This window comes from Enterobacter sp. QK-SA4, from assembly GCF_056856775.1.
The window spans coordinates 1,042,685-1,059,479 of record NZ_JBXFXH010000007.1 but is presented as its reverse complement, the minus strand read 5'-3'; the positions used below and the strand labels follow the sequence as shown (position 1 = coordinate 1,059,479).

The 16,795-nt window shown below is 60.0% G+C and carries 15 protein-coding genes; 6 read left to right on the top strand and 9 right to left on the bottom strand.

Annotated features, from left to right (window positions below; translation table 11 throughout):
• Nucleotides 1-56 precede the first annotated feature (56 nt).
• Together srlR and gutQ are read left to right on the top strand one after the other, a co-directional pair.
• Nucleotides 57-830, top strand: coding sequence for a glucitol operon DNA-binding transcriptional repressor SrlR (gene srlR / locus AC1VYI_RS06690; protein ID WP_134867236.1), 774 nt, complete (start codon nucleotides 57-59; stop codon nucleotides 828-830).
• Nucleotides 823-1,788, top strand: a complete 966-nt coding sequence (gene gutQ, locus AC1VYI_RS06685) for an arabinose-5-phosphate isomerase GutQ (RefSeq protein WP_134867235.1) — start codon at nucleotides 823-825, stop codon at nucleotides 1,786-1,788. Before srlR ends, gutQ begins: the two co-directional genes overlap by 8 nt.
• Here gutQ and norR read toward each other — a convergent pair.
• Nucleotides 1,785-3,299: a nitric oxide reductase transcriptional regulator NorR gene (gene norR, locus AC1VYI_RS06680; protein WP_134867234.1), complete on the bottom strand. Its 1,515-nt coding sequence runs from the start codon at nucleotides 3,297-3,299 to the stop codon at nucleotides 1,785-1,787. The two genes, gutQ and norR, sit on opposite strands and share 4 nt — an antisense overlap.
• 186 nt (nucleotides 3,300-3,485) lie before the next feature.
• Here norR and norV point away from each other — a divergent pair, with 186 nt between their 5' ends.
• Together norV and norW are read left to right on the top strand one after the other, a co-directional pair.
• Nucleotides 3,486-4,934 (top strand): anaerobic nitric oxide reductase flavorubredoxin, encoded by a 1,449-nt coding sequence (gene norV, locus AC1VYI_RS06675; protein WP_134867233.1) that lies wholly within the window; start codon nucleotides 3,486-3,488, stop codon nucleotides 4,932-4,934.
• On the top strand, nucleotides 4,931-6,064 hold the full coding sequence (gene norW / locus AC1VYI_RS06670) for an NADH:flavorubredoxin reductase NorW (RefSeq protein WP_134867232.1): 1,134 nt from the start codon (nucleotides 4,931-4,933) through the stop codon (nucleotides 6,062-6,064). The genes norV and norW overlap by 4 nt, the downstream gene beginning before the upstream one ends.
• Nucleotides 6,065-6,514: 450 nt before the next feature.
• Here the strand turns inward: norW and AC1VYI_RS06665 are convergent, their stop codons facing one another.
• From AC1VYI_RS06665 to AC1VYI_RS06650, 4 genes are all read right to left on the bottom strand, one after another.
• Nucleotides 6,515-7,537 (bottom strand): HoxN/HupN/NixA family nickel/cobalt transporter, encoded by a 1,023-nt coding sequence (locus AC1VYI_RS06665; RefSeq protein WP_134867231.1) that lies wholly within the window; start codon nucleotides 7,535-7,537, stop codon nucleotides 6,515-6,517.
• Between the two features lies 1 nt (nucleotide 7,538).
• The gene (gene hypF, locus AC1VYI_RS06660) at nucleotides 7,539-9,755 is read right to left on the bottom strand and encodes a carbamoyltransferase HypF (RefSeq protein ID WP_134867230.1); all 2,217 of its coding nucleotides are present in this window, start codon (nucleotides 9,753-9,755) and stop codon (nucleotides 7,539-7,541) included.
• Between the two features lie 5 nt (nucleotides 9,756-9,760).
• Entirely contained in the window at nucleotides 9,761-10,306 is a 546-nt protein-coding gene (gene hydN / locus AC1VYI_RS06655; RefSeq protein ID WP_023308960.1) for an electron transport protein HydN, read from the bottom strand.
• 134 nt (nucleotides 10,307-10,440) lie between these two features.
• On the bottom strand, nucleotides 10,441-11,454 hold the full coding sequence (locus AC1VYI_RS06650) for a LacI family DNA-binding transcriptional regulator (protein ID WP_023308961.1): 1,014 nt from the start codon (nucleotides 11,452-11,454) through the stop codon (nucleotides 10,441-10,443).
• 214 nt (nucleotides 11,455-11,668) lie between these two features.
• Between AC1VYI_RS06650 and ascF the strand changes: the two genes are divergently transcribed.
• Nucleotides 11,669-13,120 (top strand): PTS cellobiose/arbutin/salicin transporter subunit IIBC, encoded by a 1,452-nt coding sequence (gene ascF, locus AC1VYI_RS06645; protein WP_045355796.1) that lies wholly within the window; start codon nucleotides 11,669-11,671, stop codon nucleotides 13,118-13,120.
• Between the two features lie 19 nt (nucleotides 13,121-13,139).
• Complete coding sequence (locus tag AC1VYI_RS06640; protein WP_134867229.1) at nucleotides 13,140-14,564, top strand: 6-phospho-beta-glucosidase; 1,425 nt, start codon at nucleotides 13,140-13,142, stop codon at nucleotides 14,562-14,564.
• A 58-nt stretch (nucleotides 14,565-14,622) separates the two neighbouring features.
• Here the strand turns inward: AC1VYI_RS06640 and hycI are convergent, their stop codons facing one another.
• The 4 genes from hycI to AC1VYI_RS06620 are packed head-to-tail and all read right to left on the bottom strand — an operon-like array spanning nucleotide 14,623 to nucleotide 16,787.
• Nucleotides 14,623-15,078, bottom strand: a complete 456-nt coding sequence (gene hycI, locus AC1VYI_RS06635; RefSeq protein WP_134867228.1) for a hydrogenase maturation peptidase HycI — start codon at nucleotides 15,076-15,078, stop codon at nucleotides 14,623-14,625.
• Nucleotides 15,071-15,481 carry a formate hydrogenlyase maturation HycH family protein gene (locus tag AC1VYI_RS06630; protein ID WP_134867227.1) on the bottom strand — a complete coding sequence of 137 codons (411 nt, stop codon included), beginning with the start codon at nucleotides 15,479-15,481 and terminating at the stop codon, nucleotides 15,071-15,073. Before AC1VYI_RS06630 ends, hycI begins: the two co-directional genes overlap by 8 nt.
• Complete coding sequence (locus AC1VYI_RS06625; protein ID WP_033146382.1) at nucleotides 15,478-16,245, bottom strand: NADH-quinone oxidoreductase subunit B family protein; 768 nt, start codon at nucleotides 16,243-16,245, stop codon at nucleotides 15,478-15,480. The genes AC1VYI_RS06630 and AC1VYI_RS06625 overlap by 4 nt, the downstream gene beginning before the upstream one ends.
• Entirely contained in the window at nucleotides 16,245-16,787 is a 543-nt protein-coding gene (locus AC1VYI_RS06620) for a formate hydrogenlyase complex iron-sulfur subunit (protein ID WP_023308967.1), read from the bottom strand. Before AC1VYI_RS06620 ends, AC1VYI_RS06625 begins: the two co-directional genes overlap by 1 nt.
• Nucleotides 16,788-16,795 lie beyond the last annotated feature (8 nt).

Below are 16,795 nucleotides of genomic sequence, written 5' to 3'. Positions count from 1 at the left end.
GTGAAAGCTATAGACTTGCGAAATTATCATTTCGCAACCTAAGGAACGAAGCGCCTATGAAACCTCGTCAGCGGCAGGCGGCCATTCTCGAGCATCTGCAAAAGCAGGGAAAATGCTCGGTAGAGGATCTGGCCCAGTACTTTGACACCACCGGCACGACAATACGCAAGGACCTGGTATTGCTCGAAAACTCTGGCGCCGTTATTCGAACCTACGGCGGCGTGGTGCTCAATAAGGACGAAGCGGACCCGCCTATCGACCACAAAACGCTGATCAATACCCACCAGAAAGCGCTGATTGCCGAAGCCGCCGTCAAATTTATCCACGATGGCGATTCCATCATTCTGGATGCAGGCAGCACCGTCCTGCAGATGATTCCGCTGCTCAGCCGCTTTAACAACATCACGGTGATGACCAACAGCCTGCACATCGTCAACGCCCTGTCGGAGAACGACTGCGAGCAGACCATCCTGATGCCCGGCGGCACCTTCCGCAAAAAATCGGCGTCGTTTCACGGCCAGCTGGCGGAGAATGCCTTCGACCACTTCAGCTTTGATAAACTCTTTATGGGCACCGACGGCATCGACCTGAACGCAGGCGTTACGACGTTCAACGAGGTTTTCAGCGTCAGTAAAGCGATGTGCAACGCCGCGCGGGAAGTGATTTTGATGGCAGACTCGTCGAAGTTTGGCCGCAAAAGCCCCAACATTGTCTGTAGCCTTGAAAGCGTTGATAAGCTGATTACCGACGCGGGTATCGACCCGGCGTTCAAGAAAGCGCTGGAAGAGAAAGGAATCGACGTGATCGTAACCGGAGAGAGAGATGAGTGATTTTCTGTTAGAAACGGGCCGCCAGACGCTGATGCTGGAACTGCAGGAAGCCAGCCGCCTGCCGGAACGTCTGGGCGAGAATTTTGTCCGCGCCGCCAACACCATTATTCACTGCGAAGGCAAAGTGATCGTGGCGGGCATCGGTAAATCCGGCCATATCGGCAAAAAGATTGCCGCGACCCTCGCGAGCACCGGCACCCCGGCTTTTTTTGTGCATCCGGCAGAGGCGCTGCACGGCGATCTGGGGATGATAGAAAGCCGCGACGTGATGCTGTTTATCTCATACTCCGGTTCGGCCAAAGAGCTGGACCTGATTATTCCGCGCCTGCAGGAAAAATCGGTCGCCCTGCTGGCGATGACCGGAAAATCCCGCTCGCCGCTGGCGCTGGCCGCCAAGGCGACGCTGGATATTTCCGTTGAGCGTGAAGCCTGTCCGATGCACCTCGCCCCGACCTCCAGCACCGTTAACACCCTGATGATGGGCGACGCGCTGGCAATGGCGGTGATGCAGGCGCGCGGCTTTAACGAAGAAGATTTCGCCCGTTCGCATCCGGCGGGCGCGCTCGGCGCACGCCTGCTCAACAAGGTTCACCACCTGATGCGCACCGACGATGCCATTCCGCAGGTCAAACTCGATACCAGCGTCATGGACGCGATGCTGGAACTCAGCCGCACCGGTCTGGGGCTGGTAGCGGTCTGCGATGACGGCGGGAGCGTTAAGGGCGTGTTCACCGACGGCGACCTGCGCCGCTGGCTGGTGGGCGGCGGCAGGCTGGAAACAAAAGTGTCGGACGCCATGACCAAAGGCGGGCTGACGCTGAACGCCGGGAGCCGCGCCATTGAAGCCAAAGAAGTGCTGATGAAGCGCAAAATCACCGCCGCACCGGTGGTGGATGATTCCGGCAGGCTGTGCGGCGCCATCAACCTGCAGGATTTCTATCAGGCCGGCATTATCTAACCCTTCAGTCCCAGACGCTTCGCCAGCCTGTGCAGGTTGGCGACGTCCATCTCCAGCGCCCGCGCGCACGCCGCCCAGCTGCGGTTATTCTGCTCCAGCGCGCGGGTAATCATCTGACGCTGAAACGCCTCAGTGGCTTCGCGCAGATTTTCATTTACCGTTTCTGGTAGAGCCTGGGCGATTGCCGGTGCGGTTTCATCCTGCAGCGCAAAATGCCGCGCGTGGATCACAACTTCGTCACCCGAACGCGTCGCCCGCGCCAGCACCACCGCGCGGTGAATCGCGTGCTCCAGCTCGCGCACGTTGCCCGGCCAGCCGTAGCTCAGCAGATGCGACCTCGCACCCGGGCTCAGCACCACGCGGGAAAGCCCCATCCTGAGGCGGCACTGCTCGCAGAAAAAGCCCGCCAGCAGCACCACGTCGTCCCCGCGCTCGCGCAGCGGCGGCACGGTAAGCGGGAACACGCTCAGGCGATGGAACAGGTCGGCTCGGAACTGCCCTGCCACCACCGCTTCACGCAGGTCGCGGTTCGTTGCCGCCAGCACGCGAACGTCCACTCTGTGGCTTCGGTCATCCCCCACGCGCTGGATGTCGCCGTACTGCAACACGCGCAGCAGCTTGGCCTGCAGCGACAGGGAGAGCTCGCCGATTTCATCCAGAAACAGCGTGCCGTTATCGGCCATTTCGAACTTGCCGCTGCGGTTGCTGATGGCCCCGGTAAACGCCCCTTTAACGTGACCAAACAGCTCGCTTTCCGCCACGCTTTCCGGCAGCGCGGCGCAGTTGAGGTACACCAGCGGGTTCACCGCGCGCGGCGAGGCTTCGTGAATGGACTTCGCCACCAGCTCCTTGCCGGTGCCGGTTTCCCCGAAGATCAGCACGTTCAAATCTGAGGCGGCGACAATCTCAATCTCTTTTTTGAGCTGCGCCATGCCCGGAGAAAGGCCGATCATCTCCGTTTGGGTCACCTGCTCAAACGCCGCCGGGCTGCCGGGAAGAATGTTCTGGCTCTCCAGCTGTTCAATCAGCAGGGCATTGTTCAGCGCCCCGGCGGCCAGGGCGGCAATCAGGCGCAGCTCTTCGTCGCTAAAGGTGTCGAACTGGTCCGGCGACAGGCCGTCGAGGGTCAGCGCGCCGATCAGGTTTTGCCCGGCAAATAAAGGCAGGCCGATACAGGCGTGAACCTTCAGGCTCTCCTGTCCGGGAATAAGCCCGTCGTACGGGTCGGGCAGATCGCTGTCCGCCGGGAAGCGCACTACGTCACCCGCGCGGGCGATGGTTTCCAGACGCGGATGGCCCTCAAGGGTAAAACGCCGCCCGAGCACGTCCTTCGCCAGCCCGTCGATAGCCAGCGGAATAAACTGCCGCCCCTCGTAGCGCAGCAGCGCCGAGGCGTCGCACGCCAGCACGTGGCGCAGCGTGGAGATCAGCCGCTGAAAGCGGTCCTGATGGCCGATACCGGTCTGCAGCTCAATGGCGATCTTCGCCAGCACGTCTACGGAAAAGCTCATAGAGACCTCGCTGTCATTTTGACAATGCATGTTGTCATATTGACACTACCTTGGATAGTCATAATGACTACCCATTACGGATCATAAAAATATTAATTAAGTAAAATCAATAAATTAAAAACTGGCACGCAACTTGATATAGGCAAATCATCTTATTTGAAAATGCTGTATTACGTAGAGGTTGCTATGTCTATTCTGGTTAAAAATAACATTCATTGGGTCGGTCAACGTGACTGGGAAGTGCGCGATTTCCACGGGACGGAATACAAAACGCTGCGCGGCAGCAGCTACAACAGCTATCTCATCCGCGAAGGAAAAAACGTGCTGATCGATACGGTCGATCACAAGTTCAGCCGCGAGTTCGTGCAGAACCTGCGCAGCGAAATTGACCTGGACGCCATCGACTACATCATCATCAACCACGCGGAAGAGGACCACGCCGGCGCGCTGACCGAGCTGATGTCTTACATCCCGAACACGCCGATCTACTGCACCACCAACGCCATCGACTCGATCAACGGCCACCACCACCATCCGGAGTGGAATTTCCACACCGTTAAAACCGGCGACGCGCTGGATATCGGCAACGGCAAGCAGCTGATCTTTGTGGAAACGCCGATGCTGCACTGGCCGGACAGCATGATGACATACATGACCGACGACGCGGTGCTGTTCAGCAATGACGCCTTCGGCCAGCACTACTGCGACGAGCGCCTGTTCAACGACGAAGTGGACCAGACCGAACTCTTCGAGCAGTGCCAGCGCTACTACGCCAACATTCTGACCCCGTTCAGCCGCCTGGTGACGCCAAAAATCACCGAGATCCTCGGCTTTAACCTGCCGGTGGACATGATTGCCACCTCCCACGGCGTGGTGTGGCGTGAAAATCCCACCCAGATTGTGGAGCTCTACCTGAAATGGGCGGCGGACTATCAGGAAGACCGCATCACTATTTTCTACGACACCATGTCCAACAACACCCGCATGATGGCGGACGCCATTGCCCAGGGCATCAACGAAGTGGACCCCAACGTGGCGGTGAAAATCTTCAACGTGGCGCGCAGCGATAAGAACGAGGTATTGACCAACGTCTTCCGCTCTAAGGGCGTGCTGGTGGGCACCTCCACCATGAACAACGTGATGATGCCGAAAATTGCCGGTCTGGTGGAAGAAATGACCGGTCTGCGTTTTCGCAACAAGCGCGCCAGCGCCTTTGGCTCCCACGGCTGGAGCGGCGGTGCGGTAGACCGTCTGTCTACCCGCCTGCAGGATGCGGGTTTTGAGATGTCCCTCAGCCTGAAGGCGAAATGGCGGCCGGATATCGACGTGCTCGAAATCTGCCGCCAGCACGGCCGTGACATTGCACGTCAGTGGGCGCTCGCTCCGCTGCCGGAAGTAGCGGCAAAACCAACCGCACAGCAGGAAACCTGCGCCGCCGCCGCCGCGGCAACCGCCGATCCCGGACCGCGCATGCAGTGCAGCGTCTGCCAGTGGATTTACGATCCTGAAATGGGCGAACCGCTGCAGGACGTTGCGCCGGGCACGCCGTGGAGTGACGTGCCGGACAATTTCCTCTGCCCGGAGTGTTCACTCGGTAAAGACGTCTTTGACGAACTGGGTACGGAGGCAAAATGAACAACGGTATCGTCATCATCGGCTCGGGCTTTGCCGCCCGCCAGCTGGTGAAAAACATCCGCAAGCAGGACGCCAGCGTGCCGCTGACGGTGATCGCCGCCGACAGCATGGACGAGTACAACAAGCCTGATCTAAGCCACGTGATTAGTCAGCATCAGCGCGCCGAAGACCTCACCCGTCAGACGGCGGGGGAGTTCGCGGAACAGTTTAACCTGCGTCTGTTCCCTTACACCTGGGTCACCGACATCGACGCTGCCGCCCACGAGGTGAAAGCAAAAGAGAAAACCTGGCAGTACGACAAACTGGTGCTGGCCACGGGTGCCTCTGCGTTTGTGCCGCCGGTTGAAGGCCGCGAGCTAACGATCACCCTCAACAGCCAGCAGGAGTATCAGGCCAGCGAAACGGAGCTTCGCGACGCGCAGCGCGTGATGATTGTCGGCGGCGGGCTGATAGGCACCGAGCTGGCGATGGATTTCTGCCGGGCGGGTAAATCCGTGACTCTGGTCGACCACGCGGCAAGCATTCTGTCGTCGCTGATGCCCGTAGAAGTTAGCAGTCGCTTACAGCATCGCCTGACCGACATGGGGGTGCATCTGATGTTGAAATCGCAGCTGCAAAGCCTGAGCAAAACCGAAGGCGGCATTCGTGCCACGCTCGACCGCAGCCGCAGCGTTGAGGTGGATGTGGTAATCGCGGCAACGGGCCTGCGCCCGGAAACCGCGCTGGCGCATCGCGCAGGCGCCGAAATACAGCGTGGCGTGAAGGTAAATAGCTACCTGCAAACCACGCAACCTGATATTTACGCGTTAGGTGACTGCGCTGAAATTAACGGTCAGGTACTGCCCTTTTTACAGCCAATTCAATTAAGCGCGATGTATCTGGCGAAAAACCTGCTCGGCGGCAGCGCGCCGCTGAAATTACCCGCCATGCTGATTAAAGTCAAAACGCCAGAATTACCGCTGCATCTTGCCGGTGAAACGCAGCGTCAGGATCTGAACTGGCAAATTACCCTCGAACCGCAGGGAATGGTCGCGCGCGGCGCGGATAACGAGGGTCAGATTCGCGCTTTTGTGGTTAGTGAAGACCGGATGAAGGAGGCTTTCGCACTGCTGAAACTGTTACCTGCTTAACCCTCTCGTTGCCGGGCGGCGCTTCGTTTACCCGTCCAACAACGAGTCTACGCAGAGTTAACCTTTGAATTTTATTATTCACCGCCCCGATATTCCGGGGCTTTTTCTTACGCATTCTATTCATTAAATAAATGCAAAGTAGATATATCATCGCCATCAATCCCTTATTTATTATTTTCGTAAATGCTTTAATATGAAACAGCTTAAAAACATCATCCAGATTTATTATTGGCAGCTGACTCAGTCTGAAAAGACATCATCAGCAGGAGGCAAATAATGGCGAATTTTTATAAATAACTCAATTATCTTTCTCGTTATTTCACACAAGCGAAGAATGCGGAATATATTTATTCCGCAAAAGTTCTACATTTTCAGCATCTTTTTTATCGGTATGCCGCTATGCGCCAGCCATTGAGGAAGTCGCGGAGGTTGCGCCGTGCAGGAGCCGGTTCAGGAACGTACCACCAGCGCGTCGTAGCCGCGCCAGCGGTAGTTGACCATGGAGATCAGCCAGCAGGCGACAAACAGCCCGACCACCGCAAACCCGGCGTTGCCCAGGTTGTCGTTTACCGCGCCAATCAGATCCCACACGCCGCCGCTGAGGGAAAATTTGTCCATCAGCAGACCCAGCGCTTCCAGCCCGCCGATAAACAGCGCCACCACCACGGAGGTGCCGGTAATGGTCATGTTGTAATAGAGCTTGCGCTGCGGCTTGTTGAACGCCCAGCCGTAGGCACCGACCATCAACAGGTTATCGAGGGTATCCACCAGCGCCATGCCGCTGGCGAAGAGCGCCGGGAAGACCATGATTGACCACACCGACATCCCGCTTGACGCGCTGGCGGCAGAGATCCCCAGCACGCCAATCTCGGTAGCCGTGTCAAAGCCGAGGCCAAACAGGAAACCGACCAGGTACATCTGCCAGCTTTTATTCACCAGGCGGAAGGTTTTACCAAACAGCCAGTTCATGACGCCGCCCTGGGCAGGCAGCGTGATGTCGCCCTGCACCGGCTGGCCTTTTTTCAGCGCCTGAAAACTGCGCCAGACTCCGCGCAGGATCACCATGTTCACCAGCGCCATCGCCAGCAGGAAGGTGGCGGAAACGGCGGTGCCGATCAGGCTGCCGGTTTCGTGGAACCATTCCATGTTTTTCTGAAACGCCGTGGCGGTGGCGGCAATAGCAATGGAGGCCAGCACCACGATGGTGGAGTGTCCCAGCGAGAACCACGCCCCCACGCCGGACGGACGTTTGCCCTGCTGCATCATCTTACGCGTCACGGTATCAATGGCGGCAATGTGGTCGGCGTCCACCGCGTGACGCAGCCCGTAGCACCACGCCAGCAGGCTGGCGGCCATCAGCGCCGTGCTGCCGCTAAAGGTCTGCCATGCCCATCCCCAGGCCAGCAGGTTTGCCATTACCAGAGCCAGCAGCAGAAGCGCGGCGCGAGGTTCATTGCGTAAGAGTCGTAACATTTTAAGTCCTTTGTGAACATGACCGGGCAGCGGCGATCGCCGCCTGCCCGAAGGAGATCGCTCCGTCACCTGCGGGCAGGCGCGAAGGAAAAAGAAGCGTAAAGTCAGAAAGATAATGACGCAGGCGCGCGCGCAGCAGACGGTTGTGCAGCACGCCGCCGCTGAGACAGATTGTCGACAGCGACAGGCGTCGGGCATGGCGCGCGGCGAGTTCCGCCAGCCCTTTTGCCAGCGCGTCGTGAAACGCCCACGCGCGCTCGCAGGGCTCCGCCTGCCAGGCCAGCCACTGCTGCCAGAAAAGCGCAAGGTTGTCGACAGACAACGTCACCGGATGGTCGACGCCCGCGCACTGCGAGGCCAGCGATTCCAGCCGGCAGGCCGCTTCACCTTCCCAGGATTGGGTTTCAATACCCAGCGCGCAGGCGACCGCATCAAACAGGCGACCACAGGACGAAGCCTGCGGCGCGTTGATGCCGCGCCGGATCGCCGTTGCCAGCAGCGGCCAGTTCTGACGCTGAACCGCGCGCGTTTCCGGGTACTGCTGCCAGTCAGGGACAAACGCCAGGCAGTGGGCGAGCAGATTGCGCCACGGCTGCCGCGCCGCCAGATCGCCCCCCGGCAGCGCAACGGCAGGCAGCCCGCCCAGACGCTCGCACGCGAGATAGTTCACCCGCAGGCACTCCCCACCCCACAGCGCGCCGTTCTCGCCCATGCCGATCCCGTCCAGCGTCAGGGCAATCGCGTCTCCGCCGTCGAGCGGCCAGCCGTTCTCCGCCAGGCACGCCGCCGCATGGGCGTGATGATGGAGCACGGTTTCAACGGGCAGCCCCTGCGCCTGTGCCCATCGTTGCGTGTGATAGCCCGGATGGGCGTCGCACACCACGCGCTTCGGCTGAAAGGCGTAAATTTTCTGCATCAGCGATAGCGCGCCGCGCCACTGCGCTTCGACGCCCTCGTCACCGAGATCGCCAAAATGCTGGCTCAGCACCGCCTGGTTCCCACGCGCCAGGCAGAAGGTATTTTTCATCTCCGCGCCGGTGCATAGCATAGCGGGAATATTCTCGAAACCCGCAGGCAGCGTGATGGCATCGGGCACAAAACCGCGCGCGCGGCGCAGCATCGCCCCGTCCCGATCCATCACCGAGTCGTCCATTCGTTGCAGGATATCGCGGTTGTGCAGCAGGAAGCCGTCCGCGATGTCGCCGAGTTCATCCAGCGCCTGCTGGTTGGTCATGGCAGGCGGTCTGCCGCTGAGGTTGCCGGAAGTCATCACCAGCGGGCGCCGGCAGTCCATCATCAGAAGGTGTTGCAGCGGGTTAGCGGGAAGCATGATGCCAATACAATCGAGCCCGGGTGCAATCCCTTCGGGAAACCCGGGAAGCGAGGCTTTTGGGGTCAGCACAATCGGCGCTGCGGATGAGCGTAACAACGTCTGGATCGCCTTCGGCACGCCGTCCGCGTTTGGGATCATCACCGCCAGCGGCTTCGCGGGACGCTGCTTGCGTACCCGAAGCGCCGCGACCGCCTGCGGATTACGCGCGTCGCAGACGAGATGAAAACCGCCCAGCCCTTTGACCGCGACTATGCCGCCGCTTTTCAGCATCGCCACCGCCGCGCTCAGCGCAGCCTCACGGGAAGCGGTGAGGTCGCCCGCACGCCATTCCAGCGCTGGCCCGCAGTCCGGGCAGGCTACCGGCTGGGCGTGAAAACGTCGATCGGCGGGATTGCGGTATTCTGCTTCGCACGGCACGCAGAGGGAAAATGCGGCCATTGACGTGGCCGGACGGTCATAGGGCATCGCGCGGATAATGGTAAACCGCGGCCCGCAGTGCGTGCAGTTGATGAACGGATAGCGATAGCGACGCTCGCCGGGGTCGCGCATTTCAGCCAGACACGCCGGACAGGTCGCGGCGTCGGGAACAATCTGGGTGTCCATCGCCCCGCCCGCGCTGTGGCGGATGGTAAAGTCCTCCGGCACCTGCGCCCACGTAAACGGCTGCGTTTCAACATGGTCAATGCGTGCCAGCGGCGGGCAGTCCTGATGCAGCCTCGCGGTAAAGGCCCCCCCATTACCCGCGAGGCGCACCAGCACGCCCTCTCCATCATTGCAGACGTCACCGGTCAACTGAAGCGCCTGCGCCAGCTGCCAGACGAAGGGACGAAACCCCACGCCCTGCACCTTGCCGCGCACGCGCAGCTGTACGCCGTTACTGCACATACGGTTCAGAACAGCAGCGATGACGACGTGTCGAATGCCGCGCGACGGCGCTTTTCGGCGCTCATCTGCTCAAGCTTGTCGCGATCCACGCAGACCAGCGCATGCGTCGGGCAGGCTTCCATGCAGGCCGGACCGGCGTCGCGGTGATAGCAAAGATCGCATTTGTTGGCTTCGGCTTTCTCCGCACGTACGCTCAGCCCCATGCCGCTGTTGCGTACCACCGGACGGACAACCACCTCCATCGCACCGTACGGGCAGGCGACCACGCAGGTTTTGCAGCCAATGCAGCGCTCCTGCATGACGTGCACAAAGCCTTTCTCGCGTTTAATCGCCCCGTTCGGGCAGACGTTCGCGCACGGTGCGTCTTCGCACTGGCGACAGATGGCGGCGGTGGAAATATTCACGCCTTTGATGACGTGGATGCGCGGCAGGAAGGTGTCAGGGGTGAGCGAGGCGCAGTCCTGCTCCGCCTGATGGGAAACCACGCACGCTACTTCACAGGTACGGCAGCCAATACACTTACTGGCATCGGCCATAATAAAACGGTTCATCTGCTTCTCCAGCATTACAGTTATGCGCGGAGATATTCATAAACCGTGCCAATAATTAACCTATTGATTTTATATGAATTTAAAAATTACGGCGGCGCTGTCATCGTCATAAATGACGATGACAGCTGTCGACATCAGCGGTACGGGCCATCAATAACCGAGTCGCGCAGGACCAGCTCGCCGGAGAAGGTTTGCTGATACTTAAACTCACCGCCGTCGAGCATGAAGATCAGGCGGCTGATGGTCTCTTTGATCATCTCCGTCACCGGAATACGCACGCTGGAAAGCGACGGCACGATGTAAGGCGCGATGGCCACATCGTCGAAACCGATCACCGACACCGCGTCCGGGGCGGCCACGCCGCTGTCGTGCAGCTGCTTCATGGCACCGATCGCCATATCGTCATTGCTTGCCACCAGCGCCGTAAAGCGCTCACCGCGAGCAAGCAGTTCCGATACCGCCGCCGCGCCGCTGGCGGGGTTCCACTTCCCCTGCGCAATCAGCCCTTCGCGCAGCGGAATACCGTGCTGCGCCAGCGCGTCCCGGTAGCCGGAGAGACGCTCAACCCCGGTGGGAGAATCCAGCGAGCCGGTGATAAACGCGATCTCCCGGTGCCCTTTCGCAATCAGCTGCGACACCGCCTCCTGGCTGGAGGCTTTATGATCTGACCAGACGCAGTGGCTGCTGTTTTTCCGCAGGCGGCGGTTGAGCACCATTATGGGCTGCTCGCACTTCTCGACGATCTCATCCATCTCTTCCACGCTCAGGAAACGCGGATAGATGATCACCGCGTCGCAGCGCATATCGAGCAGGTACTGGATCGCCTCGCGCTCTTCATCCGCGCTGTGCTTGCCGTCCGCGAGGATCAGCTGCCGCCCCTTTTCTTCCGTCATGCGCGCGGCGTGAAACAGGAGTTCGCTAAAGTAGACGCCGTGATAGAGGGTGTTAGTCACCACCAGCCCCAGCGTCTGGGTACGTTTGGTCGCCAGGTTGCGCGCCAGTAAATTCGGGCGATAGCCGCTCTCTTCAATGGCCTGAAACACCCGATCTTTGGTCTCCTGGCTGACGTAGCCATTTCCCGATAGCACCCGGGACACCGTGGCTTTCGAAACGCCTGCCCGCTTCGCCACTTCAAGCATCGTGGTCATGTTGTTATTCCGTCTGAATCTGATGGAGCGCAGTGTACTGCACTGCAGAAAAATTGTCGCAGCGGCGAAATCACGCTTTTGCTACACCATTGCGATCTACATCACGAAACGAAAAAATGGTCAAAAATCGATCTTGTTTCATTCATAGAAACTCATGATGATTATGTGGAACCGGTTTCCTACATGTCTCACAACAATAACAGGATCACATCCGATGGCCAAAAATTACGCTGCGCTGGCGAACGACGTTATCAGCGCGCTGGGCGGCAAAGAGAACATCGTCGCCGTCACCCACTGCATGACGCGTCTGCGTTTCGTACTGAAAGACGAAAGCCTGACCGACGCAGCGCGCCTGAAAAGCATCAGCGGCGTGCTCGGCGTGGTACGCAACGACAACCAGTGCCAGGTCATTATTGGCAACACGGTTTCACAGGCGTACCGCGAAGTGGTAAGCCTGCTGCCCGCTGACCTGCAGCCCGCGGTGCCGGAAGGTCCGCAGAAGTTGACCTTACGCCGCGTTGGCGCCGGGATCCTCGACGCGCTGATCGGCACCATGTCTCCGCTGATCCCGGCGATCATCGGCGGCTCGATGGTCAAGCTGCTGGCGATGATCCTCGAGATGACCGGCGTGCTGCCAAAAGGCGCGCCGACGCTCACTATTCTGACCGTCATCGGCGACGGCGCCTTCTTCTTCCTGCCGCTGATGGTGGCGGCCTCGGCGGCGGTGAAATTCAAAACCAACATGTCGCTGGCCATCGCCATCGCGGGCGTGCTGGTGCACCCGAGCTTTATCGAGCTGATGGCGAAAGCCGCGCAGGGCGAGCACGTTGAGTTCGCCTTTATTCCGGTGACGGCGGTGAAATACACCTACACGGTGATCCCGGCGCTGGTGATGACCTGGTGCCTGTCATACATCGAACGCTGGGTGGATCGCATTACCCCGGCGGTGACGAAAAACTTCCTCAAGCCGATGCTGATCGTGCTGATTGCCGCCCCGCTCGCCATCGTGCTGATTGGCCCGCTGGGGATCTGGATCGGTAGCGCCATCTCCGCGCTGGTCTACACCATTCACGGCTACCTGGGATGGCTCTCCGTCGCCATCATGGGCGCGCTCTGGCCGCTGCTGGTGATGACCGGGATGCATCGCGTGTTTACGCCGACCATCATTCAGACCATTGCCGAAACGGGCAAGGAAGGGATGGTGATGCCGTCGGAAATCGGCGCCAACCTGTCGCTCGGCGGCTCGTCGCTGGCGGTGGCGTGGAAAACCAAAAACCCGGAGCTGCGCCAGACGGCGCTGGCGGCGGCAGCCTCCGCCATTATGGCGGGGATCTCTGAACCGGCCCTGTACGGCGTGGCGGTGCGTCTGAAACGTCCGCTGATTGCGAGCCTGATCAGCGGCTTTATCTGCGGGGCGGTCGCCGGCATGGCCGGTCTTGCCAGCCACTCAATGGCGGCACCGGGGCTGTTCACCAGCGTGCAGTTCTTCGACCCGGCCAACCCGATGACCATCGTCTGGGTGTTCGGCGTGATGGGGCTGGCAGTGGTGCTGTCGTTTGTTCTGACCCTGCTTTTAGGGTTTGAGGATATCCCGGTCGAAGACGAGGCTGAAAAAGCGCGCGCCCTGCAGACCGCACCGGTACAGAACAACGCAGCAAAAGCATAAAATTGAAAGCGAGGTAAGAATGTCTGTTTTTCCACAAGGATTTTTATGGGGCGGCGCGCTTGCCGCCAACCAGAGTGAAGGTGCTTACCGTGAAGGCGGCAAAGGACTAACGACCGTCGATATGATCCCCCACGGCGCGAATCGCCTGGCGGTGAAGATCGGTAAGGAAAAGCGTTTTTCGCTGCGTGACGACGAGTTCTACCCGAGCCACGAAGCGATTGATTTTTACCATCGCTATAAAGAGGACATCGCCCTGATGGCGGAGATGGGCTTTACGGTGTTCCGCACCTCCATTGCCTGGAGCCGCCTCTACCCGAACGGCGACGAGCCGCTGCCGAACAAAGAGGGCATTGCCTTCTATCGCGCGGTGTTCGAGGAGTGCAAAAAGTACAACATCGAGCCGCTGGTTACGCTCTGCCACTTCGACGTGCCGATGCACCTGGTGACGGAATACGGCTCCTGGCGCAACCGCAGGATGGTCGATTTCTTCGCCCGCTACGCCCGCACCTGCTTTGAAGAATTTAACGGGCTGGTGAAATACTGGCTGACCTTCAACGAAATCAACATCATGCTGCACAGCCCGTTCTCCGGCGCGGGGCTGGTGTTTGAGGAAGGCGAAAACGAAGACCAGGTGAAATACCAGGCCGCGCACCACGAGCTGGTGGCGAGCGCGCTGGCGACCAAAATCGCCCACGAGGTGAACCCGGAAAACCAGGTCGGCTGCATGCTGGCGGGCGGAAATTTCTACCCCTACTCCTGCAAGCCGGAAGACGTGTGGATGGCGCTGGAGAAAGACCGCGAGAACCTGTTCTTTATCGACGTGCAGGCGCGCGGCAGCTACCCGGCCTACTCAGCCCGCGTGTTCCGCGAGAAAGGCGTGGTGATTGTGAAAGATCCCGGCGACGACGAGCTGTTAAAAAACACCGTCGACTTTGTCTCGTTCAGCTATTACGCCTCGCGCTGCGCGTCGGCGGACATGAACGCGGGCAACACCAGCGCGGCGAACATCGTGAAGTCCCTACGTAACCCGCACATTCAGGTGAGCGAATGGGGCTGGGGCATCGACCCGCTCGGCCTGCGCATCACCATGAACATGATGTACGACCGCTACCAGAAGCCGCTGTTCCTGGTGGAAAACGGCCTGGGGGCGAAAGATGTCGTTGATGAAAACGGCGAGATTAACGACGACTACCGCATCAGCTATCTGCGCGAGCATATCCGCGCGATGGGCGACGCGATTGAGGACGGCGTGCCGCTGATGGGTTACACCACCTGGGGCTGTATCGACCTGGTGGCCGCCTCAACGGGCGAGATGAGCAAGCGCTACGGGTTTGTGTACGTCGACCGGGACGACGCAGGAAACGGCACGCTGGACCGCAAGCGCAAGAAATCGTTCTGGTGGTATAAGAAGGTGATTGCGAGTAACGGGGCGGATCTCGAGTAGCCTGTTGCCCTCACCCCGGCCCTCTCCCACAGGGAGAGGGAGAGGGGTTTGGCACTGCTCAGAGCTGAGAAAAACCTCCATCCCCAACCCACCCCGCAAGCCGTGAATAGACCCGTTCCACCGCCTCCTTCACCGGCGGCGTCATCGGGTAATAAAACCCAACGATATCCGGCTGAATTCCCAAAAAGAGCACCTCGCCCACGTCGTCCCTGATCTGATCGACAAGGTAGTTCAGCGGCATATTGTGGGTGGTCATCATAAACATCTCGGCGATGTCGTTCGGGTCAATCAGGCGGATTTCGCCCGGGTTCAGCCCCATATCGGTGGCATCCACAATCAACAGCCTGTCCGGATGGAGCTCGCGAATGGCGACCACGTCGTTTTCCGGCGCGCTGCCGCCGTCAATCACCACCCAACTGCCCTGCGGATTCGCGGTGCACATCTCCGCCAGCAGCGGGCCCGCGCCGTCGTCGCCCATCATGCTGTTGCCGACACACAGTAAAACGTCAGTCACGTAATCTCCTCACCATCAGGTAGATGGCGCTCTCCTGATGAATATAGTGCAGCATGCCGAGCAGCGTTTTGCTCCACGACTGCTGCTCGGGGGTTTGCCTGCCGAGCGCAGCGTCAAAGGCGTTGGCGAGCATCGCAATGTGGTTGGCGTCGATGACGATCTCGCCGTACTTCGGCACGCCCTCCATCTTGCGCCGCGCCGTACTGCCCTCCTCCAGCGTGGCGATCCATGCCAGGTACTCGGGCCACGGGCAGCTCAGCGCCGCCTCCAGGCAGTCAATCACCCCGAGGTGATGCCCAATCGCCAGGCTGTAATAGACCACCTGCTGCGCCGCGTCCGGCGTGGCATCGTTCTCATCAATAAACTTACGGCTCAGCTGGCTGAACACCACCGTTTCACTCATCGGATACGCGCCTCATCCACGATGCTGTTCAGGTTCGCCACGATCTCATTGAGACGCGGATCGTTTTCCGCCTCCAGCCAGCGCGCCACCTGATGGTCGCCCTGGCTCAGCAGGCGCAGATAATCATCGGCAATCTGACGCCCGTAGCGATAGCCCGCCAGCCTGCGCGCCGTGCGGTCAATCTTCACCCGCAGCGGCTGGACCATGTCCGGGTGCAGGATGGCCGCAGGCCGGTTGTCCAGCTCGCCCGGCTCGCGGGCGTGGATTTTCTGCTCCAGCAGGCCCAGCGCCATCGCGAAGCCGTACAGCGTCGCGGCAGGCGTTGGCGGGCAGCCCGGAATGTAGACGTCCACCGGCACGATTTTGTCGGTGCCGCCCCAGACGCAGTAAAGGTCGTGGAAGATACCGCCGCTGTTGCCGCAGGCCCCGTAGGAGATGCAGATTTTAGGGTCCGGCGCGGACTGCCAGGCGCGCAGCGCGGGCGAGCGCATGGCGCGGGTGACGGCCCCGGTAAACAGCAGAATGTCCGCATGACGCGGGGACGGCACCACCTTGATGCCGAAGCGCTCGGCGTCAAACAGCGGCGACAGCGTAGCGAAGATCTCAATCTCGCAGCCGTTGCAACCGCCGCAGTCCACGCGGTAGACGTAGGCCGAGCGTTTGATTTTTTTCAGCAGCGACGCCTTCATGCTGGCGATGGACTCCTCCACCGTCATCGGCACCGGAATGCCGTTAGCGTCTCGCGGGCCCAGTAGGTTTTCCATCAGCTGGCCTCTCTCATATGGCGGGTGATATCAATACGGTCGGACGGCAGCAGGCACTTCTGACGCTTGCACTCCGGGCAGGTTTCAAAGCTTTCGCGGTGGTGCTCCGCGCGGGCGTCACCGTTGTGCTGCAGCAGCGCGATGGCATAGTCGATCTCTTTTTGCACGGCGAACGGGCGCCTGCACACGCGGCAGCTGCACAGGTCAAAGCGCGACTGCTGGAGGAAGTCCTCCTTCTTCCACACCGCCAGCTCGTACTCCTGCGACAGGCGAATGGCGACCGTCGGGCAGACCTCCTCGCAGCGGCCGCAGAAGATGCAGCGCCCGAGGTTAAACTGCCAGGCCAGCTCGCCGGTTTTGAGATCCGTTTCGACCGTTAAGGCGTTCGACGGGCAGGCGTTGACGCAGGCCGCGCAGCCGATGCATTGCTGCGGGTTGTGCTCCGGCTTGCCGCGAAAGTTTTTATCCACCGGCATCGGCTCCAGCGGATAGCTGCTGGTCTGCGTGCCCGTTTTGATTACTTTTTTGATAAAGGTAAACATGGCGAGTC